The organism is Bovifimicola ammoniilytica (assembly GCF_025567085.1).
Classification (GTDB): domain Bacteria; phylum Bacillota; class Clostridia; order Lachnospirales; family Lachnospiraceae; genus Bovifimicola; species Bovifimicola ammoniilytica.
Genome location: NZ_JAOQJN010000002.1, coordinates 161,443 through 184,059 on the forward strand (window position 1 = coordinate 161,443; position 22,617 = coordinate 184,059).

Consider the following 22,617-nt stretch of genomic DNA (forward strand, 5'->3'; position numbering starts at 1 on the left):
TCCGAAGATAGGAAAGGACGTGTAATATTTGACAATTGATGAAGAACTAGTAGCTTTGGCAAAGCTAGGAGAAGATGATGCTTTTTCAAAGCTATATGCATCGGTATATAAAGATATGTATAAATATGCATATTATATGCTTGGAGATGCTTATGATGCAGAAGATGTAGTGAGTGAAACGGTTTTAGAAATGTATTCGGGTATAAAAAGTCTTAGACAGAATAGTTTATTCGGTGCATGGACATTTAAGATATTATCTAACAAATGTAAAAGAAGGCGAAAACAGTATTTGAAGAAAACGATTTCACTTGATGATGAAGATCAGAATATTGAATTGTATGAAAGTCAGTGTGACTTAGAATTAAAACACGATTTAGAGCTAGCATTAGATATATTATCACTAGAAGAAAGAGAGATAGTATCCTTATCGGTATTTTGCGGCTATAACAGTAATGAAATAGGCGAAATTCTTCAAATAAAGCCGGCAACGGCAAGGTCGAAGCTTAGCAGAGCCTTAGCTAAAATGCAAAGGAAGATGAAAGTTCAGTTTTAACATATTGCGAAATGGAGGTTTCTATAATGAATAAAGAGAATCCTGACGAGATAGTGAAAAGAATCAGAGAGAAATTACCGGATGATGAAATTCCAGAGTCATTATTACCTGAAAATGTGATGCAGAAGATAAAAGCCGGACAAAATATAAATATACAACAAAATCTAAATATAGATGTTAATTCATATAGAGATAAAATAAGAAGCCATAGAATGAGAATGTTAAAGATATCCGGCTTAGCTGCTTCCATAGCAGTGGCAATGTTATGCATAACATTTGCACTTGGTACAAATTCAGGAAAGCTGCTTGATACAGATAAAACAGGAATTAATAAGGAAAGTAGTAAATGGCAGGATAGCCAATATACAGGTTCGACGGCTTCTGGTATAGAAAATAATGAATATAGTGGCAGTGTATATGAAGATGCAGAAATTGCAGAAACTGCTACGGAAAGCTATGATGAAGTTAACGATAGTTATATGAGTAAGGATTTAGTTAGCAATAGTGAACAATTCCAAGATGATAATGCAGGCAATAATGAGTATTGTGAGAATATATATAGCAATAATATAAGTGGCAGCTCTGATTTAAAATATGGTATCTTTTATCTGTATGACAATGATAAAGTGATATCAGAGATTTATTATCTTAAAAACATTGCCATATCAGATAGATTTATGGTTAGATATATGGGATATAAAGTTGTCGATAATAAACTCACTATTTGTCTGGTATATGATAATTTCAGAAAAAGCTATACAGATGCTGGAGATGTAGAAAATAAGAATGTAGAAAGTAATAATGTATATGATAATATAATTAACTTAGAATATGATATTACAGACCTTACTAAACCAAAGCTTATGGATTAGCAATAAAATGCATAAATAAATAATATGAATGAATAATTAGTAATTGCATTATGTCGAAAAAAATGATAAGATTTTATTCAGAGAAATTTTTTAGGAGGAATGTTATCATGGGAATGACAATGACACAGAAGATTTTAGCAGCTCATGCAGGACTTGAAAGCGTTACAGCAGGTCAGTTAATAGAGGCTAATCTCGATTTGGTATTAGGAAATGATGTTACATCTCCGGTTGCCATTGGTGAAATGAAGAAAATGAAAGTTGATGGTGTATTTGATAAAGACAAGATTGCAATTGTTCTAGACCATTTTACCCCTAATAAGGATATAAAGTCAGCAGAATTATGTAAATGTGCTAAGGAATTTGCTTGTGCTAATGATATAACTAATTTCTTTGAGACAGGAGAAGTTGGTATAGAGCATGCATTATTACCTGAAAAAGGTCTTGTAGTAGCAGGTGATGTTGTTATCGGTGCAGATTCACATACTTGTACATATGGTGCATTAGGTGCATTCTCTACAGGTGTAGGTAGTACAGATATGGCAGCAGGTATGGCTACAGGTAAAGCATGGTTTAAAGTTCCATCTGCAATTAAGTTTAACTTAGTTGGTAAACCATCTAAATGGGTTAGTGGTAAAGATGTAATTCTTCATATTATCGGTTTAATTGGTGTAGACGGCGCATTATATAAATCAATGGAATTTGTTGGCGATGGTATTAAATATTTATCAATGGACGATAGATTCGCAATGACTAATATGGCAATTGAAGCAGGCGGAAAGAATGGTATCTTCCCTGTAGATGAACTTGCAATTGAATATATGAAAGAGCATTCTAAAAAGGAATATAGAGTATTTGAGGCTGATGCTGATGCCGAATATGATGAAGAGTATACAATTGATTTAAGCACACTTAAGTCAACAGTTGCATATCCTCATTTACCAGAGAATACAAAGACAATTGATGAGATTAAGGCAGAACCTGATGTAAAAATTGACCAGGTTGTAATCGGTTCTTGTACAAACGGACGAATTGAGGACTTAAGAGTTGCTGCAGAAGTTATGAAAGGCAGAAAAGTCGCTAAAGGAGTAAGAACTATTGTAATTCCAGCAACACAGGCTATATATCTTCAGGCTTTGGAAGAGGGATTACTTACCATATTTATTAAGGCAGGAGCAGCAGTAAGTACACCAACTTGTGGACCATGTCTTGGTGGTCATATGGGAATTCTTGCTAAGGGAGAAAGAGCAGTTGCCACAACTAACAGAAATTTTGTTGGACGTATGGGAGATCCTGAATCAGAAGTATATCTTGCAAGTCCTGCAGTAGCAGCAGCAAGTGCCATAACAGGTAAGATTTCCGGACCTGAAGAATTAGGATTATAGAGAGAAAGGCAAGGTATTTATATGAAAGCAATTGGTAAAGTACATAAATTTGGTGACAATGTCGATACAGACGTAATTATTCCTGCAAGATATCTGAATGTTCCTGATCCAGCAGAACTTGCAAAACACTGTATGGAAGATATAGATGTTGATTTCGCTAAAAAAGTAAATAAAGGCGATATCATTGTAGCTAACAAGAACTTCGGTTGCGGTTCTTCAAGAGAACATGCACCTATAGCAATCAAGGCATCAGGAGTAAGTTGTGTAATTGCTGAAACATTTGCGAGAATATTCTATAGAAATGCAATTAATATCGGACTTCCTATTATTGAATGTCCTGAAGCAGCTAAAGGTATCGATGAAGGCGACGAAGTTGAGATAGATTTCGATAGCGGTAAGATAATCGATAAGACTAAGAATGAAGAATATCAGGGACAGGCATTCCCTGAATTTATGCAGAAGATTATAAAAGCAGAGGGCTTAATTAATTATATAAACAACAGATAATATAGTCATTGATTATATTGCATAGGAATATACGAATTGTGTAAAAATAAGAGCATTGTATGATATTTAGTGGATATTTACAGTATTTAATCTGTAATTAACCAGTATCGGTAAATATCAATTTAACAATGCTCTTATTTTTTTTGATATTTTAATAGTTGAATGAATGGAAGCATATTGTATAGGTGAGAGTGCCTCAATGTAATTGGTCTGATATGTATTAATTATTCCGGCATCTTTAAGAAGATGGCATACCTTGTTATATGCGATAGCCGCTTCGTGTTCGGTCTTATATTTACCAATAATGTAATCACCATTAATATGTACCTTTGCAATATATAAAGGCATACCATCTTTTACAGTCATTGTAACACCGTTATATCTGTTAATTATCTTAATATTTTTATAACGGAAGTCGGTAGGGTCGCCATTAAGAAAGATATAATCCTTGCCGGCAACTGCATAATTCTTGATACCATATCTGGATAAAATATTGACCTGCATACCGAAATCAGCGACAAACAGATGACCATTACGTTTCATTATCTTGTGTGTCGAATAATAGAATAAATCATCTACATCAAACTTATATTCTGTATTTGAGTCATAATAATAGATGAAGTATTTACTCATAAGATATATTGGTGTCTTAAAATATATCTTATTATCGCGAAAATTCACCAGGCAAACCCATTTTTCGAAAGAAATTGTATGAGTTTCTTCTATATTAATGTAGTCAGAAATAGATAAAGTCGAATTAAGCAAATTTAAGGCTTCAAGATAACATAAATGTGCTTCATCCTCCGTAGGAAAACTGCCAAGACTTATGTGTTTATTTTGATATGTAAGGGATGAACGGTAATAAATTGTCCCGTCTTTCTTAGTGGCAATATATACGCCTTTTTTAAGGTTCATACTAATCCTCTTTTCTAAACGATATGTCATAAAGAGACATTGAGAAATTCGCTTAGGTTATTTCATAACAGTAATAAAAACTATTTGTTTTCGTGCAGAAACAAGCTATCTCGATTCTATAGACATTTACGTATAAAGATATTTAATAATATTATATCATATATGCTATGAAAGGCAAAATATAAAATAGTGTATAAATTATAATGATAGTTTACATAATATTAAATGCAAAATATTTTTGTAATAATTCGTAAAAAATAGTTAATAAATATTAATATGGTGGGACAAAATATAACTATGAAATATTAATAAAAATAGTATAGTATATTCAAGAAATTTGTGCATAAATAACTAATGTTTACAAAAAATGCCAAAATAAAATCAGTAATTGTCCCAAAAGTGCCAGATTTGTATTGACAGTTTTGTAAGTCAAAAATATAATGACACCTATGTTTTAGCGACGCATGTCGCAAAAAAAAGAGAAAAGAGGCGTAACAATGCTTAATATTTGCTCATTATTTCAGAAATTTGTTGGATTTATCAAAAGCATACAGAAGAAAACATACAGAACATGTATGGTAATAGTATCAGGCATAATGCTTGTGTCTGTTATATGTCTTACTGCAAAGGACTTTGGTGGTTCAGGAAAAAATAAGACTATGGGAAATGCTGAAAGTAAAGTATCAACGTTATCCGAGTCAGATACTGAAGATGATGATACAGATGCTAATGCAATGGTACAAAATTTATTATTTAGCTACGGAAATACTGGTGATGATGAAAATAGTAAAGAGCTTTTAGATTATAATTGTATTTTGCAGATAGTAAATAAAGGCGATAATAAGCTTGAAAAATTACCGACTGCATCAATTGTACCGGTCAGTACAGAACTGCTCGGAAAAGAACAGGAGAGTCAAAATGAGACTACAAAAGCTTTGGAAACTGAGAATCTGAATGAAGCTGAGAAGGAGACAGAAGCTGTAGAAGAAACAACTGTAACAGAAACACAGTCAGAGCAACAGGCAGTGGTGGTCACAGAGACAGAACCAGAGACTGCTGAACAGGTTATAAATACACCGATTGATATTAAGCTTTCAGATTCAGATTACTACTGGCTTATCAGAATAGTTGAAGCCGAGGCAGGGGATCAGGATGAACTAGGAAGAATAATGGTGGCTAATGTTATATTTAATAGGGTTAAAAGTGGGAAGTTTCCATCTACGGTTAAATCAGTTATATTTCAGAATAACGGAAGAACATATCAGTTTGAGCCGGTTAAAAATGAAAGAATCTATGATGTTATTCCATCAGATACAACAATTAATTGTGTAGACAGAGCGATTAATGGAGAAGATTATTCACAGGGGGCATTGTTTTTTACAATGAAAACATCATCAAGAAGCTGGTTTAATACTTCGTTAACATTGCTATTTGTATATGGGGATCATTATTTCTACACATATTAAGTGGAATATTACTTGTTTATTGATGGCACATATGATATAATTCTTTGAAAAAGATTATACAGAAAGAGGGATACCATGGAAATATTGTATAAAAGTACAAGAAGTGATAATGTAACGATAACAGCTTCGCAGGCGATATTAAAAGGTCTTGCAAGTGACGGAGGATTATTTGTTCCTACACAGTTACCTAAATTAAATGTTTCATTAGAAGAATTATCAAAGATGTCATATAAAGAAACAGCATACGCAGTAATGAAAGAGTTTTTAACAGACTTTACTGAGGAAGAATTAAAGAGCTGTATAGATAAGGCATATGATTCTAAGTTTGATACAGAAGAGATAGCTCCTTTGGTTAAAGCAGAGGGCGCATATTATTTAGAGTTATTCCATGGTGCTACAATTGCATTTAAGGATATGGCTTTATCAATATTACCACATCTTTTAACTACATCAGCTAAGAAGAACAATGTTAAGAATGAAATAGTTATTCTTACAGCTACTTCAGGCGATACAGGAAAAGCAGCATTAGCAGGTTTTGCAGATGTACCTGGTACAAGGATTGTTGTATTCTATCCGAAGGGAGGAGTTAGTCCTATTCAGGAGAAACAGATGGTTACACAGAAAGGTGATAATACATTTGTAGTAGGCATCAAAGGAAACTTCGATCAGGCACAGAGTGGTGTTAAAGCTATATTTGGTAATAAGGAATTAGAAGCAGAGATGGACAAGGCAGGTTTCCAGTTTTCATCTGCTAATTCAATTAATATCGGACGTCTTGTTCCACAGGTAGTATATTATGTATATGCATATGCTAAATTACTTGCTAATGGTGAGATAACAGATGGTGAGAAGATTAATGTTGTAGTTCCTACAGGTAATTTTGGTAATATACTTGCAGCTTATTATGCTAAGAATATGGGATTGCCAATTGATAAATTAATTTGTGCATCAAATGACAATAAAGTATTATATGATTTCTTTACAACAGGAATATATGATAAGAATAGAGAGTTCATATTAACAACATCTCCATCAATGGATATTCTTATATCAAGTAACCTTGAGAGACTTATCTACAAGATTGCTGGAAATGATGCTGCAAAGAATAAAGAGTTAATGACATCTCTTACAACAACAGGTAAATATGATATTACAGATGATATGAGAGCTGAACTTAAGGATTTCTATGGTAACTATGCAACAGAGAAAGAGACAGCAGAAATAATTAAAGATATCTATGAGAAGACAGGATATATAATTGATACACATACAGCTGTAGCAGCAGTTGTTTCAAGAAAATATTTAAGAGATACAAATGACACAAATAAACTTGTAATTGCTTCAACAGCAAGCCCATTTAAGTTTACAAGAAGTGTTATGAATGCAATTAACAGCAAGTATGATTCAATGGGTGATTTTGAATTAGTTGATGAATTAAGCAAAATCGGAAATGTTAAAGTTCCAAATGCCATTGAAGAAATCAGAAATGCAAAAGTTCTTCATAATACAGTTTGTGAAGTAGATGAAATGACAGACGTAGTTAAGAAATTTTTAAATATATAATAGATTTAAAATATTATATATATCCCATATATTCAATAAATAAGAGCAGGGTGTCAAAAGCCCCGCTCTTATTTATACTTATTTATAAATAAGTATAAAAAACGAGCTGACAGATGGAATATTTATCAACTCGTTTTGTACTATAAAATTATAAACCGATTGAAATTCTTATTGTTCCAAATGGATACTGGAATGGAAGAATTAATGAATGTTCTATATCATTAGGTGTTAATCCGGATAATGGTGTAGGTGGAGTTAATGTTAATTCAATCTGCTGATTGTTAGAAACATTAACAGTGAATAATCCGTTATGTAAGTTAAGGAAATCCTGACCTGATGCTTCAACATATTCATTTAATTCATTGATTTCCTCACCTGAATATCTGCTTGCAAATTCAATAAATGTTGTCTCATCTGCAAAAATCTTTGTATCTGTTGTAAATGCACCATTTATTTCTTGAGAACTTGCCTTGAATGAAGTAGAATTAATACTATATTCAGGCTGCAATGGTGTAAAATCATCACCAACAAATCTGATAAGATTATTCATTAATAAAGCAACAAATTCCTGATATAAAGCAGGATTGCTTGTCTTACTGAAATCACATAATGAAAGTATTAAATTGTCTACTTTTGAATTTTCATTAGAAGATATATCCTCATCTGTTAAAGAATATTTCTTTTTATATGACTTTATAGCATTTTCAAAAACCTCATTAGTCATATACCCTTTGTCTACTAATGCTTGTCCAAGTAAGAGGTATCCAAGTGGCTGTGCATGTAATAACTCCATAACCTGATCTTCTGTCATATAACCAAGTTCAACAGCGATATCACCAATACGTTTATCCATCTTACTTTGCAATTCATGAACACGTTCTACCTGACTTGCAGTCATATATCCTGCGTTGATAGCTAAAACACCAAGTTTCATTCTTGTGTTCTGCTTTTCTTGAAGTGCATCAACAAGTTGCTCAGGAGTTACTAACTTCTGATTTAATAGATAATTTCCGAAAAATTGTGTAAACATTTAGTTCCCTCCTTCACAATATGTAGATATAAGCTTTTTAACCTGTTCAGGATCAAGTGGTTTCTGAAGAAAGTCTGTGGCACCAGCTTTGATAGCATCTTTTAAGTATGACTGTGTACCAACAGAAGATGCCATAATAACCTTTGCTGAAGGATTTATTTCTAAAATACCCTTTAAAGCTTCAATACCATCTTTTTTAGGCATTACAATATCCATAAATATAATATCAGGTTTATTAACTTCGTATTGAGCTATAGCCTCCTCACCATCTGCTGCCTCAAATACTTCTGTACAACCGAGTGAAATTATACAGTCTTTTAGCTTCTTGCGTGCTAAAATTGAATCATCACATACAAGAATCTTTAGTTCGCTAATATTCATTGACTAAAACTCCTTTCTGAATTATAATTTCCATTGGAATATGTTAATATTGTACAATATTTTACGGAAAAATACAATAATAATAGTGAATATATTAAAATTTATTCAGAAAAGCATAAAATTATATTCACGCAATTGTCACATTGACTTAGTATTATCTGATTATCACATAGACACTTGTGAAATATAGGATATTTGATAGATAGCTTAGGTATTACAGATATCTGCTTATAATTTTATAGAAAAGGAGGTTAAAGATGTATAGTTTACTGGTCGTAGATGATGAAGAGAAGATAAGAACCATAATCCGTAAATATGGCGAATTTGAAGGATATAAATTACAGAGATATCAAATGGAATAGAAGCTATTGAAGTATGTAAGAAACAGGATTTTGATTTAATTATTCTAGATATTATGATGCTGCCAGAGGAATGAAGCAGGATGCTAATAGTAACGAAGAAAGACATGCAGATATAGAAAATACTGATAAATATGACAAGTTACCTAATATGCCAAATGAAAATGAGAGTGAAAGTATTATTAAAGTCAGAGTAGTTGAAACGCAGTCAGGCGAAACATATGTAATATTCTTAAATTCAGTAATTACGCCAGTTGGTGCGACCGTACACACATTAAGAGTACAGCTTATATACATAAGTGGAATAATGATTCTGCTAAAGAACTTGCAAAAGGTAATTTTGAAGTGGAATTTGACGGCAAAGATTATAGGGAGATTACGGAGCTTTCAGATACTCTTAATTATACGGCAAAAGAATTATCTAAAAGTGATGTGCTTCAGAAAGAATTACTTGCAAATGTCTCACACGATTTAAGAACACCACTTACAATGATAACAGCATATTCAGAGGTAATGAGAGATTTGCCGGGGGAAAACACACCTGAAAATGTACAGGTAATTATTGACGAGACAAAGAGACTTACATTTTTTGTGAATGATTTGCTTGATATGTCGAAGATTCAGGTTATTGACAGCGAAGAGGACATTGGAAGTACATTCTGGTTTGAACTGCCTGTCACTTCAGAAGTGAATATTGCAGTGAAATATACTATTTAAAGAAAGGAGTTGAAAGCAGAATGGCAATAGAAGTATTTAACAGGATTGAGAAAAAATATCTTATTACCGAAGATGTATATGGAAAATTTTTTGATAAAATAATTCCATATATGGAAATGGATGCGTTTTGTAAAGATGGAAAATTCTATTCAATTAATAATATTTATTTTGATACAGAGAATAATGATTTAATCAGAACTTCAATAGATAAGCCTGCATATAAAGAGAAGTTAAGACTTAGAAGTTATGGTGTTCCAGAGTTTAACGACATTGTATTTTTAGAAATCAAAAAGAAATATAATGGTATAGTCAATAAAAGAAGAACCCTTTTGAAACTCAATCAGGCATATGATTTCTTATTCGATGGAATTATGCCATCTGAGGGAGATTATCTCAATGCACAAGTCCTAAAAGAGTTAAAATTCTTTATGGAGTTCTATAATCCGGTTGCAAAACTTTTTTTAGCATATGACAGGGTTGCAATGTTTGGTAAAGATGATGAAAACCTAAGAATTACAGCTGACAGGAACATAAGAACTAGAAGAGACGATTTGAGATTAGAAGATGGAGATTATGGTGATAAGTTGTTGCAGGACGGACAAGTTCTGATAGAGATTAAGACAGCAAGCAGCTTTCCGGTATGGCTTGTAGATATTCTTACCGAATTAGATATGAAAGGGACATCATTTTCTAAATATGGTACGGAATACAGACAATTTATGGATAACACATTACAGAAAAGAGGAGCAATATGTTAGAGACAATTTTAGAGACAACATCAACAGAAGGATTAAGGACAAAAGAGGCATTAATATGTATAGGAGTCGCACTTGCGCTTGGATTAATTATAAGTATTATTTATATTTTTAGTGACAGAAAGAGGAGATTTTCAACGAACTTTGCAATTACATTAGTCATATTACCAGCGATTGTTACTATAGTTATTATGCTTGTTGGAAGTAATGTCGCAAGAGCATTTTCTATGGCAGGAGCATTTGCACTTGTAAGATTTCGTAGTGTTCCGGGTGATTCTAAAGATATTGCAAGTGTATTTTTTGCGATGGCAGTTGGTCTTGCAACAGGACTTGGCTACATAAGTTTTGCGGTAATATTTACAGGAGTTATCGGTGGTGCATATCTGCTTTTAATGCTTACAGGATATGGCATTGTTAAGAATCTTCCTAAGACGCTTAGAATTACCATTCCAGAGAATCTTAATTTTAATGGAACATTTGATGAAGTATTTAATGAATACACAACAGATGTAACACTAGAAAAGGTTAGAACAACTAATTTAGGTTCAATGTATGAACTAACATATAATATAAGCCTAAAAAAAGATGCTGACCAAAAGAAATTTATAGATGATCTGAGATGCAGAAATGGTAATCTTAATATTACATTGTGCAACGCAGAAACAAAAGAATTATTATAGATTGCCTAGTTAAAGTAAAAATGTTATAATTGTACAGATATGTATTGTGCAATTATAACATTTTTTTGAATATGGTGAAATTATGAATATAGAAAAAGAATTATTTGGTAAAAATGAAGATGGTAAAGAGATATATAAATATAATGTAAAGGGCGAAAATATCAGTGCCACATTTTGTGAGACAGGCGCAGCTATTATGTCAATATTTATAAAGGATAAGGATGATGAAGTTAAAGATGTAGTATTAGGACTTGAGACCTATGAACAATATAGAAAGAACTGGCTATCATTTGGCGCGGTTATCGGCAGATGTGCTAATAGAATAAGTGGAGCAAAATTCACACTTAATAATACAACATATAAGTTAAAGAAGAATATAACGGGTGGTTGTTTACATAGTGGATTTAGTTATCATTACAGAGACTTTGAATCTGAAAGCTTTACAGAAGATGATTCGGCACATATTATCTTCAAACTTGAGAGTCCTGATGGAGACCAGGGATTTCCTGGTAATCTTAAGGTAAAGGTAGAATATGTAGTTAAAGAAGATAAATCAGTTACAATTAAATATAGTTATATTTCTGATAGCGATACAGTTGTGAATATGACAAATCATTGTTATTTTAATCTTGATGGACATAATAGTGGAAGTGTTTTGAATCATAAAGTTATGATTAATTCTGATGAAGTTACGCAGGTGGACAGAAAATTAATGCCAACAGGAAAGATTATGAAAGTTGATGGTTCGGCATATGATTTTCGCAAGATGACGAAGATAGCTGATAATATGAGGAAGTCATTTAAACCATATTCATATGAAAAAGCTTATGATATTAATTATGTTCTGTCGGATCATTTTGGTGAATATAAGTTAGTGGCAAAGTTAGAGAGTGAAAAATCAGAAATCGGAATGAATGTCTATACGAATATGCCAGGAATGCAGTTTTATACTGGAAATGCTGCTAAGGGATTTAAAGCAAAGGGAGATGCAGAATATGCTGCTAATCCTGGAGTATGCTTTGAAACACAATTTTATCCAGATGCAATTAATATAGAGAAGTTTCCGAGCCCTGTTGTAAAAGCGGGTGTGTTTATGAGTACAGAGACTAAGTATGAGTTTTATGATTTGAGAGGTAAAGCTATTGAATAATTATAATTTTTTTGCAATGACATCAAGAATGAAATATATAAACAGATGGGGACTTATGAGAAATACCATTCCTGAAAATATAGCTGAACATAGTTTAGAAGTGGGAATGATTGCACATGCCCTTGCAGTAATTAATAAAGTGTATTTTAATGGAAATATAGATCCGAATGAAGTAGCTGTAATGGCAATGTACCATGATGTTCCTGAGATAATAACAGGTGATTTACCTACACCAATAAAATATTTTGCACCAGAGATACGAGATGCATATAAAGTTGTGGAAGAGACAGCTGTTAATAAATTAGTTTCATCACTGCCAGAAGAGATGAAGCCGATTTATGAAAATATTTTGAATGAAGAAAATAGAAATAAAGAGAGTCAGCTGTTAGTTAAGGCAGCAGATAAGATTTCAGCACTTATTAAATGTGTTGAAGAAAAGAGAATGGGTAATTTAGATTTCATTGAGGCAGAGAAATCTACAATAGAAGCAATAAGAAGGTTAGATTGTAAAGAAGCAGATTATTTTATTGATAAATTTCTTGATACATACAGTTTAACATTAGACGAGCAGGCATAGCGCAAAGATAATGCTGATGCGAATATAATGCATAGAATGAAAGTGGAGGGAAAATGGCAAAATCAGTATACATCGCAGAAAAACCCAGCGTAGCAAGGGAATTTGCTAAAGCATTAAAAATAACAGGTAAAAATAGAGATGGATATATAGAGGATGATAAGAGTATAGTTACATGGTGTGTCGGACATCTTGTTACAATGAGCTATCCGGAAGCATATGATACTAACCTTAAGAAGTGGAGTATTCAGACTCTCCCATTTCTTCCAAAGGTATGGAAGTATGAAGTAATAGATGGGGTTAAGAAACAATTTGAAATCGTCAAAGGTATTCTTAACAGAGAAGATGTAGATACCATTTATGTCTGTACCGACTCGGGACGTGAGGGAGAATATATCTACCGCCTGGTTGCACAGATGGCAGGAGTTCATGATAAGAATGAAAAGAGAGTATGGATAGATTCACAGACAGAAGAGGAGATAATTAAGGGAATTAACACTGCTAAAGATATATCTGAATATAATAATCTATCAGAAGCTGCATATCTGAGGGCTAAAGAAGACTATCTTATGGGAATTAATTTCTCTAGAGTGTTAACACTTAAGTATGGTAATTCAGTATCTAGTTATCTTAGAACCGACAGGGCTGTATTATCGGTAGGTCGAGTTATGACATGTGTACTTGGAATGATAGTAAGACGTGAAAGAGAGATAAGGGCATTTGTGGAGACACCATTTTATCGAGTCAATGCGAATATAAAATGTACAGAGGATTTTAATTTCGATAGTGAATGGCGTGTGAATGAGAAGTCAAAATATTTCCAGTCACCATATCTATATAAGGAAAATGGTTTTAAAGAAGAAAAATATGCTAAGGAATTAATTGATAAAATAAAAGAAAATGGAAATATAGCTACAGTTGAAAGTGTAGAAAAGAAAACGGAGAAGAAAAATCCTCCATTATTATTTAATCTTGCTGAACTTCAGAATGAATGTTCTAAGTTATTTAAAATTAGCCCTGATGAGACTCTTAAAGTGGTTCAGGATTTATATGAGAGAAAATGTGTTACATATCCAAGGACAGATGCGAGAGTATTATCAAGTGCAGTAGCTAAGGAAATCAATAAAAATATCAGAGGTTTATGTGGATATTCAATGATTTCCGAATATGCCAAGGAGATTTTAGAATCCGGTACTTTCAAAAATATCGCATCGACCAGATATGTAGACGATAAACAGATTACAGACCATTATGCAATAATTCCTACAGGACAGGGATTAAGTGCATTGAATTCAATGAATCCTATAAGTGTTAAAGTGTATGAAGTTATTGCGAGAAGGTTTTTAAGTATATTTTATCCACCGGCACAATATCAGAAAGTTGGAATTAAAATATCTATGCCAATTAAAGAAGAGGAAAATGTATATAGTGAGCAATTTTTTGCGAATTTCAAGATATTGACAACAGAAGGATATCTTAAGGTTACTAAGTACTCATTTATAAAGAAGAAAGAAGATATGAATCAGGATAATATAAAAGATACTGAACAGGCAATTGATACAAATACTATAGAATTGTTGAAAAAATTAAGAAAAAGTGATACACTTCAATGCAATGAGTTATTGATAAAGGAAGGAAAGACATCACCGCCTAAAAGATATAATTCAGGTTCACTTATTCTTGCCATGGAAAGTGCAGGACAGTTAATTGAAGATGAAGAACTGCGTGCACAGATTAAGGGTAGTGGAATTGGCACGAGTGCTACCAGAGCAGAGATACTTAAGAAACTTGTGAATATTAAGTATCTGGCATTGAATAAGAAGACACAGATTATAACACCTACACAGATGGGTGAGATGGTATATGAAGTAGTTAATGCATCAATTTATCATTTGCTTAACCCTGAGCTTACAGCGAGCTGGGAGAAAGGTCTTACATATGTTGCAGAGGGCAAGATTACATCTGATGAATATATGAATAAACTTGAGGGCTTTGTTACCAGACGAACAATGGGTGTGATTAATTCTAATAAACAATATGAATTAAAACAGAAATTTAATGAAGTCTCTAAATTTTATAAAAAATAATAGTAGGGTGTCAAGGTCCCTGCGGGGACTGAACTTCACAGATATATGTGTATGCAAACAAAATAAATTAATGAAAGGATAATCAAATTATGTGTGGAATAGTCGGATATGTAGGCGAAAGAGAATGCGCTGACGTTTTAGTTGACGGTTTAAAGAAGTTAGAATATAGAGGATATGATTCAGCAGGTATTGCAGTTTTTGAAAGAGATAAAATTGTAGTTGAGAAGTCTAAAGGTAAATTAAATGATCTTATTGAAAAGATGGCAAGAGAGAAAAAACCACATGGACATTGTGGAATTGGTCATACAAGATGGGCTACACATGGCGAGCCATCTGATATTAATTCACATCCACATGGTAATAAAAGAGTCACTATTGTCCATAATGGAATAATAGAGAATTATAAACAGATTAAGGATTTTTTGATAAATCAGGGATATGGATTTGAAAGTGAAACAGATACAGAAACAGTCGCTAAATTATTGGATTATTATTATAATGGGAATCCTGTAGAGACAATTAGTAAGATGATAGACAAAGTTGAGGGTTCATATGCACTTGGAATATTATTCAGGGATTATCCGGATACTATATTTGCGGTTAGAAAAGAAAGTCCTTTGATTGTAGGTGTAGGAAAGAATGAGAATTTTATTGCATCGGATGTACCAGCAATTCTTAAATATACAAAGGATTATTATCTGTTAGAACAGAATGAAATTGCGATTATAACAGAGAAAGAAGTTAAGATATGTACTACTGATGGCGAACCTATTACAAAAGAACTCCAGACAGCAGACTGGGATATAGATGCTGCAGAAAAAGGTGGTTATGAGCATTTTATGCTTAAGGAAATAAATGAACAGCCTACAGCTATTAAGACTACAATATCCCCAAGAATACAAGATGGAATGCCTTATCTTGAGGAAAGTGGACTTACAATGGATATGCTTAAGAACTATAAACGTATCTATATAGTTGCTTGTGGAACTGCTATGCATGCAGGACTTGTTGGTAAATATATAATTGAAAAATTAGCAAGAATAGAAGTGACGGTTGATATTGCATCAGAATTCAGATATAGAGATCCAATCATAGAAGAGGAAGATTTAGTAATCTTAGTATCGCAGTCAGGTGAGACTGCGGATACTTATGCAGCACTTAAGTTAGCTAAAGAAAAAGGAGCTACCACACTTTCAATAGTCAATGTTAAGGGTTCTACAATTGCAAGAGAATCAGACATAGTTATATATACACATGCAGGTCCGGAGATTTCAGTTGCATCTACTAAAGCATATAGTGTACAGTTAAGTATTATGTATCTTCTTGCATTCGAACTTGCATATGCCAAAGGAAAGATAACAGAAGATAAATGTAGGAAATTAACTAAAGCACTTATAGATATTCCGGACAGACTTACAGATGTATTAGAATTAAAGGAAAAGTGTCAGTTTATTGCATCTAGATTAGTTAATGCAGATAGTTTATTATATATTGGCAGAGGACTTGACTATGCACTTAGTATGGAGGGTTCTTTAAAATTAAAAGAGATTTCTTATATTCATTCAGAATCATATGCAGCAGGTGAACTTAAACATGGAACAATTTCACTTGTGACTGATGATATGCCTGTAATAGCAGTAGCAACACAGAGTGATTTGATTGAGAAGACAGTCAGTAATGTGAAAGAAGTTAAATCACGTGGTGCAAAAGTAGCTATTATATGTACTGAAGATGTGGAATTAGAAAATGATGTAGCTGATTATCTTGTAAAGATGCCTAAACTAGATGATATACTTATGCCTATGTTAGCGGCAGTACCTATGCAGTATATTGCATATTATACAGCGGTTTTAAAAGGTTGTGATGTTGACCAGCCAAGAAATCTTGCAAAATCAGTAACAGTAGAATAATAAAGGAAGAATATACTGCTTTTATTTGAATATAATGATTCTTTAATTTGTAAATATATGGAGGAAAATATGCTAGAAATCAGTGAATTACTTGATTTAGAAAAGACAATTGCAAAAGATTTTTTTAAAGGCCTTACCTATCCCTGGGAAGTCTTCAATGGATTAGATGAGAAGATTATTGAATTAGGTAATACTTTGCCTGAAGATAGATATGAGAAATGTGGAGAAAATATCTGGATTGCTAAAAGTGCAAAAGTTGCACCTACAGCATTTTTAAACGGACCACTTATTGTTGATGAAGATGCTGAAATCAGACATTGCGCATTTATAAGAGGCGCAGCAATAGTGGGTAAAGGATGCGTTGTAGGTAATTCGACAGAGTTAAAGAGTTCTATTTTATTTGATTGTGTACAGACACCACATTATAACTATGTAGGTAATTCAATATTATCATATAAATCACATATGGGTGCAGGTTCGATTACATCGAATCTTAAATCTGATAAAACATTTGTTAAGATTAAAACAGACAATGGATACGTGGAGACAGGACTTAAGAAATTAGGTGCCATACTTGGAAGTTACGTTGAAGTAGGTTGTAATACGGTTATGAATCCAGGAACGGTAATTGGATCACATACAAATGTATATCCGTTATCAATGGTAAGAGGATATGTTCCTGCTAATTCCATATATAAGAATAAAAATGAAATAGTAGAAAAGACAGACAATAATTAGTCTGTGGAATGGAGCTAAATGTGGCAGATTTAAGTACAGAAATAAAAAAAAGAAGAACATTTGCAATTATTTCCCATCCTGATGCAGGAAAGACAACATTAACAGAGAAATTTCTGTTATATGGAAAAGCTATTAATCTTGCAGGTTCAGTTAAGGGAAAGAAGACAGCGAAGCATGCAGTATCTGACTGGATGGAGATTGAAAAAGAAAGAGGTATTTCTGTTACATCATCAGTTATGCAATTTAACTATGGTGGATATTGTATTAATATCCTGGACACACCTGGACATCAGGACTTCTCAGAAGATACCTACAGAACGTTAATGGCAGCTGATTCAGCAGTAATGGTTATAGATGCATCTAAGGGTGTTGAGAAACAGACAATTAAATTATTCAAGGTGTGTGTAATGAGACATATACCGATATTTACATTTATTAATAAGATGGACAGAGAAGCTAATGATCCGTTTGATCTATTAGATGAGATAGAAAATGTATTAGGAATCAGAACATGTCCTATAAACTGGCCTATTGGTTCGGGTAAATCATTTAAGGGTGTCTACGAGAGACAGGAAAATGTGGTCACTACATTCAAGGCTTCGATGAATGGACAAAAAGAAGTTGAAACAAGCAGAATTGAATGGGATGAAGCTAATAATAACGAATTAATAGAACATATGGGAAACGACCTCTACGATAAATTAACTGAAGATTTAGAGTTATTAGATGGTGCAAGTGCAGAATTTGATCTAAGTGAGGTACAGGCAGGAGATTTGACACCAGTATTTTTTGGTTCAGCACTTACTAATTTCGGTGTAGAGAATTTCTTACAGCATTTCCTAAAGATGACAACCTCTCCCCTTCCAAGAAAATCCAATATTGGAGAGATTGATCCGTTCAGACCTGATTTCTCGGCATTTGTATTCAAGATTCAGGCAAATATGAATAAGGCGCATAGAGATAGAATTGCATTTATGAGAATTACTTCAGGTAAATTCGAAGCAGGTATGGAAGTTAATCATGTGCAAGGTGGAAGAAAGGTAAAACTTTCACAACCACAACAGATGATGGCTCAGGAGAGACATATTGTGGAAGAAGCATATGCGGGCGATATTATAGGTGTATTTGACCCAGGTATATTTTCGATAGGTGATACACTATGTTCTTCGAATGATAAATTCGAATTCGAAGGAATACCTACATTTGCACCCGAACATTTCGCAAGAGTAAGACAGGTTGATACTATGAAGAGAAAACAGTTCGTCAAAGGTATTAACCAGATTGCACAGGAAGGTGCTATACAGATATTCCAGGAGTTTAATACCGGAATGGAAGAGATTATAGTCGGAGTAGTTGGTGTGTTGCAGTTCGAGGTATTACAATACAGACTTGAGAACGAATATAATGTTGAGATTAAACTTGAAAGACTTCCATATGAACATATAAGATGGGTAGTAAGTAAGGATATTGATTTAAATCAGATATCAGGAACTTCAGATATGAAGAAGATAAAAGATCTTAAGGATAATCCACTTCTGTTATTTGTAAATGCATGGAGTCCTAATATGGTATTAGAAAGAAATCCGGGACTTGAACTTTCTGAATTTGGTAGAAATTAACTAAAAAAACTTGCTAAAAATATGAATTTTTTATTGAAAATTTTCATAAAATAAAGTATACTAAATTCAACGATTTAGTTAGTATATATTTCCTGGAATGCACGATAACTTCTGTTTTTTTGAACCTACATTTTTGAACAGGGACTCTTATATCTTTAGTCGGATGTGAAGCCTCCTTTGAGTGGACCACAGAAGCCTGAATGCGGAAACCCACCTAGCTTTGCTAGGAATCAAAACTGCAGGAGCCGACATTTTGGGGTATATATGAAATTAAGGCAGCACCAATGGTGCTGCTTTTTTCATACTTACCAGGAAATTTCGTTAAAATTGTCCTGGTAAGTAAAAAACGCTTTGTGAGGATCGCACTGCGGCGGAGCAGAAAATGTTGCTATAGCAACCCGCCGCAGGCGGAGAATGTCGCAAGCGACATTCTTTATTTATATTCAATTCAATTATTTAGTGGTAAATTTATATTATATTTTAAATGTATGGAAATATTACTTCAGTATTGTATATAGATAAATTATATTATTGACAGAAGATTTTATGTAATAATGGAAATGGACTACTCATAAGATTAAAAAGCAGATAGCTATATGAATAAACGAAGGGAATGGTTAAAACAATGTTGAAGAGGAAAAGCAGGATTTTAATTTCTGTGTTATGTATAACAGGGATTATTTTGTCGTTAATTTATATAGCTTTTTTTATGAATAAGAAAGAAAATAACATAAAAGAGTATGTAATTATAGAAGAGGGAATTGAATCGATTAATTCAATGTATGGAGAAGAGATTATTAAGCGTGGTAATTATAAGAACGGAGATGATTATATAAGCATAGATGATGTAGAGAATATGTTAGAAACACTTGGTTTAGAGGATATTAAAAACGTTATCAGAGTTAAGTTAGGTAAAGCTGATAAAATAAGCAGGGAAAACTGGTATGAGATATTAGGATTTGTCAGCAATGCAAATGGAATGAAAAAAATATGTGATACTAAAGAAATTAATATATATAGTATTGATAAGGAGAATAAAAATATTATATCCGATGCCGGAAGTTATGTGTATAATCTTGCACTGGATAATCTGGATGATAAATGTATTGAAGCAATGGTTCGTGATAACCAGATTATATTTATTAAAAAGGTGGTCAATGAGGTGACTTTTAATAATCTGTTAATCATTGGCAGTGAGAAAGATAATATTACGGTCAGATTAAATGGTATTGAGCGTACATTTGCAGTAAAGGGATTAAAAGAAAAATTAGAAGGCATTATGTGCGACTTAGTTGTAAGAGATAATAAAATTATGAAAATGAGTCTCAAAAGGGACAGTATAAGTGGAAAAGTGCAGGCAATAAGTGAAAATGGTATAGAAGTAGAGGGTTTTGGTAATGTTGTATTAGATGAAAAATACAGAGTATATTCTTCGTATGATTCTTATAAAGAACAGGGAATTGAAAATGTAAGAGTTGGAGATGGAAACCTGAGATTTATAGTTGCAAATAAGAAAATCTGTGGAATATTTATGGATAGTACACCTAGTGCTGATAATATAAGAGTTCTTATTAAGACTACAGGTTATACCGCTTTAACACATGATTATGTAACTGTAAGCAGCAAGAGTCCGTTCTATGTGATTTATTTTGAAAATGATGGTTCAGATACTCCTAGAGAGAAGAAAGATTTATATAATTCAGGAGATTCTATTACATTTAATTGCGATAATGATAAGTTAAAAGTTGGAAGAATAAAGATAACAGCGCAGGATGAAAATGGTAAAATTATGCTTAATTCGGTTAGTCGTAATGGTAATAATCCTGAATACAGAGGAACAATTGAGCTGGGTTTGAATGACGGTAAAATAGTTGTGATTAATGAATTATCATTAGAACAATATCTGTATGCTGTTGTTCCAAGTGAGATGCCTTCCTCATATGGTATTGAAGCATTAAAAGTTCAGGCTGTATGTGCAAGAAGCTATGCGGTAAGTCATATGAATAACGGCGCATTAAGTGCATATGGCGCACAAGTAAATGACAGTACAGATTATCAGGTATATAATGTCACACCTGAAAATGAGAATTCAATATCAGCAGTTAAAGCTACATACGGTCAGGTATTAATGTATAATGGTGAAATAGCAAATACATATTTTTTTGCAACCTCTTGTGGAAGTACAACAGACTCTACAGTATGGGGAGGAAGTCCTCTTCCATATATCAAAGGTAAATTATTGTGTGACGATGACAATAACATTGATTTATCTGATAACAATACATTTAATGAATTTATCAAAACAGAATATGATACTTATGATAAAGGAAGTTCATGGTATAGATGGAATATTACAATGACACAGGAGCAGTTATCGGACAGTATTAATGGAAATATAGCAAGGATATATAATAACTATCCTGATAATGTCCTTACCTGGACGTCTGAGGGGTTTGTAAGCAGGAAACTTACTAATATAGGGGAAGTTACGGATATATATGTAGAAAAACGTGGTATAGGTGGAACGATAGAGGAATTAATTATTAAGGGAACAACGGCTGTAGTTAAGATAGTAAAACAGACAGCCATAAGAAATCTTATAAGTCCTAATGGAATAGCAATTAATAAAGCAGATGGAACATCAGTTGATACATTTAATGCTTTGCCAAGTGCTTATTTTACAGTAGAAAAAAATGGCAATAGTTATACTTTCTATGGTGGTGGCTATGGGCATGGTGCGGGAATGAGCCAGACGGCTGTAAAAAGCATGATAGATAAGGGAATGAATTACGAAGAAATACTCAAATTCTTCTATGACAATGTGAATATAGAATTTATTTATGATAATAAATAGTTTTATGGCAACTAAGAAATTGCATGAACAAATTTCGGAGCATTTCTTTGTGACAAATTGTTTAGAAAAGAAGAAAAGTACGAAAAATCATTGACATATCATACGAAAATAATATATAATCATCTTTGGTGAAAAAATGAAAACATTTTCCTCGAATATCATTTTTGAAAAATGATGGGAAAAGCAAGCGTAAAGTTTTGCAGGAATTATTTTGAACAAGGTAATTTTGAAATTACCATATTGATTGAATTTATAATTCAAATTTTATAAGTTGATGCCAGTGATGGCATTGAGTTGGTGACTTGATAACCAATTGGATAGACAGTTGCACTATGTGCACATCACACTTGTGAAAAATCAATAAGAGTAGTAAAAGTAATTTCTTGCTATATAGACTCTAAACGCTATATTGAATAAATAAATATGAATTAATTTTGTGAAATTCAAAAATAAATAAACCAATTAGTAAATATAATCAAGTGTCTGTGCTGAAAGTGTGCATACA

The 22,617-nt window shown here is 32.8% G+C and carries 18 protein-coding genes, 1 other RNA gene and 1 pseudogene; 17 read left to right on the forward strand and 3 right to left on the reverse strand.

What is annotated here, in order from left to right:
* The first annotated feature begins 28 nt into the window (after nucleotides 1-28).
* The 4 genes from OCV48_RS02555 (at nucleotide 29) to leuD (ending at nucleotide 3,314) form a co-directional block, all read left to right on the forward strand.
* A complete protein-coding gene (locus OCV48_RS02555) occupies nucleotides 29-553 on the forward strand; it encodes an RNA polymerase sigma factor (RefSeq protein WP_262558701.1) in 525 nt (174 codons plus the stop codon).
* Nucleotides 554-579: 26 nt separating this feature from the next.
* On the forward strand, nucleotides 580-1,425 hold the full coding sequence (locus tag OCV48_RS02560) for a hypothetical protein (RefSeq protein ID WP_147591075.1): 846 nt from the start codon (nucleotides 580-582) through the stop codon (nucleotides 1,423-1,425).
* Between the two features lie 107 nt (nucleotides 1,426-1,532).
* On the forward strand, nucleotides 1,533-2,807 hold the full coding sequence (leuC, locus tag OCV48_RS02565) for a 3-isopropylmalate dehydratase large subunit (RefSeq protein ID WP_021983030.1): 1,275 nt from the start codon (nucleotides 1,533-1,535) through the stop codon (nucleotides 2,805-2,807).
* A 21-nt stretch (nucleotides 2,808-2,828) separates the two neighbouring features.
* A complete protein-coding gene (gene leuD, locus OCV48_RS02570) occupies nucleotides 2,829-3,314 on the forward strand; it encodes a 3-isopropylmalate dehydratase small subunit (RefSeq protein ID WP_147591076.1) in 486 nt (161 codons plus the stop codon).
* A 117-nt stretch (nucleotides 3,315-3,431) separates the two neighbouring features.
* Here the strand turns inward: leuD and OCV48_RS02575 are convergent, their stop codons facing one another.
* Nucleotides 3,432-4,229, reverse strand: coding sequence for a hypothetical protein (locus tag OCV48_RS02575; protein ID WP_147591077.1), 798 nt, complete (start codon nucleotides 4,227-4,229; stop codon nucleotides 3,432-3,434).
* A gap of 497 nt (nucleotides 4,230-4,726) precedes the next feature.
* Here OCV48_RS02575 and OCV48_RS02580 point away from each other — a divergent pair, with 497 nt between their 5' ends.
* Both OCV48_RS02580 and thrC read left to right on the forward strand, forming a co-directional pair.
* Nucleotides 4,727-5,695, forward strand: coding sequence for a cell wall hydrolase (locus OCV48_RS02580; RefSeq protein WP_262558703.1), 969 nt, complete (start codon nucleotides 4,727-4,729; stop codon nucleotides 5,693-5,695).
* 75 nt (nucleotides 5,696-5,770) lie between these two features.
* A complete protein-coding gene (gene thrC / locus OCV48_RS02585; RefSeq protein WP_147591079.1) occupies nucleotides 5,771-7,258 on the forward strand; it encodes a threonine synthase in 1,488 nt (495 codons plus the stop codon).
* A 148-nt stretch (nucleotides 7,259-7,406) separates the two neighbouring features.
* Here the strand turns inward: thrC and OCV48_RS02590 are convergent, their stop codons facing one another.
* Together OCV48_RS02590 and OCV48_RS02595 are read right to left on the reverse strand one after the other, a co-directional pair.
* Complete coding sequence (locus OCV48_RS02590; protein WP_147591080.1) at nucleotides 7,407-8,288, reverse strand: chemotaxis protein CheX; 882 nt, start codon at nucleotides 8,286-8,288, stop codon at nucleotides 7,407-7,409.
* Nucleotides 8,289-8,669: a response regulator gene (locus OCV48_RS02595; RefSeq protein WP_021983036.1), complete on the reverse strand. Its 381-nt coding sequence runs from the start codon at nucleotides 8,667-8,669 to the stop codon at nucleotides 8,289-8,291.
* Nucleotides 8,670-9,334: 665 nt separating this feature from the next.
* Here OCV48_RS02595 and OCV48_RS13950 point away from each other — a divergent pair.
* The 11 genes and pseudogenes from OCV48_RS13950 to OCV48_RS02655 all read left to right on the forward strand — a co-directional run.
* Nucleotides 9,335-9,652: pseudogene (locus tag OCV48_RS13950) on the forward strand (histidine kinase dimerization/phospho-acceptor domain-containing protein); the annotation flags it as partial.
* 113 nt (nucleotides 9,653-9,765) lie between these two features.
* Nucleotides 9,766-10,503, forward strand: a complete 738-nt coding sequence (locus OCV48_RS02610) for a polyphosphate polymerase domain-containing protein (protein WP_021983039.1) — start codon at nucleotides 9,766-9,768, stop codon at nucleotides 10,501-10,503.
* Nucleotides 10,497-11,180 (forward strand): DUF4956 domain-containing protein, encoded by a 684-nt coding sequence (locus tag OCV48_RS02615; protein ID WP_147591081.1) that lies wholly within the window; start codon nucleotides 10,497-10,499, stop codon nucleotides 11,178-11,180. The genes OCV48_RS02610 and OCV48_RS02615 overlap by 7 nt, the downstream gene beginning before the upstream one ends.
* Nucleotides 11,181-11,262: 82 nt before the next feature.
* Entirely contained in the window at nucleotides 11,263-12,330 is a 1,068-nt protein-coding gene (locus tag OCV48_RS02620) for an aldose epimerase family protein (protein WP_147591082.1), read from the forward strand.
* Nucleotides 12,323-12,907 carry a 5'-deoxynucleotidase gene (gene yfbR, locus OCV48_RS02625; RefSeq protein ID WP_262558707.1) on the forward strand — a complete coding sequence of 195 codons (585 nt, stop codon included), beginning with the start codon at nucleotides 12,323-12,325 and terminating at the stop codon, nucleotides 12,905-12,907. Before OCV48_RS02620 ends, yfbR begins: the two co-directional genes overlap by 8 nt.
* A gap of 53 nt (nucleotides 12,908-12,960) precedes the next feature.
* Nucleotides 12,961-14,991 (forward strand): DNA topoisomerase, encoded by a 2,031-nt coding sequence (locus OCV48_RS02630; RefSeq protein WP_021983043.1) that lies wholly within the window; start codon nucleotides 12,961-12,963, stop codon nucleotides 14,989-14,991.
* An 89-nt stretch (nucleotides 14,992-15,080) separates the two neighbouring features.
* On the forward strand, nucleotides 15,081-16,901 hold the full coding sequence (gene glmS / locus OCV48_RS02635) for a glutamine--fructose-6-phosphate transaminase (isomerizing) (protein ID WP_147591083.1): 1,821 nt from the start codon (nucleotides 15,081-15,083) through the stop codon (nucleotides 16,899-16,901).
* Nucleotides 16,902-16,970: 69 nt separating this feature from the next.
* Complete coding sequence (locus OCV48_RS02640) at nucleotides 16,971-17,639, forward strand: LbetaH domain-containing protein (protein ID WP_021983045.1); 669 nt, start codon at nucleotides 16,971-16,973, stop codon at nucleotides 17,637-17,639.
* Nucleotides 17,640-17,659: 20 nt separating this feature from the next.
* On the forward strand, nucleotides 17,660-19,258 hold the full coding sequence (locus OCV48_RS02645; protein WP_449495036.1) for a peptide chain release factor 3: 1,599 nt from the start codon (nucleotides 17,660-17,662) through the stop codon (nucleotides 19,256-19,258).
* Between the two features lie 86 nt (nucleotides 19,259-19,344).
* A non-coding RNA gene (gene ssrS, locus OCV48_RS02650) (6S RNA) lies at nucleotides 19,345-19,522 on the forward strand.
* Nucleotides 19,523-19,967: 445 nt separating this feature from the next.
* Nucleotides 19,968-22,112 (forward strand): SpoIID/LytB domain-containing protein, encoded by a 2,145-nt coding sequence (locus OCV48_RS02655; RefSeq protein ID WP_262558709.1) that lies wholly within the window; start codon nucleotides 19,968-19,970, stop codon nucleotides 22,110-22,112.
* Nucleotides 22,113-22,617 lie beyond the last annotated feature (505 nt).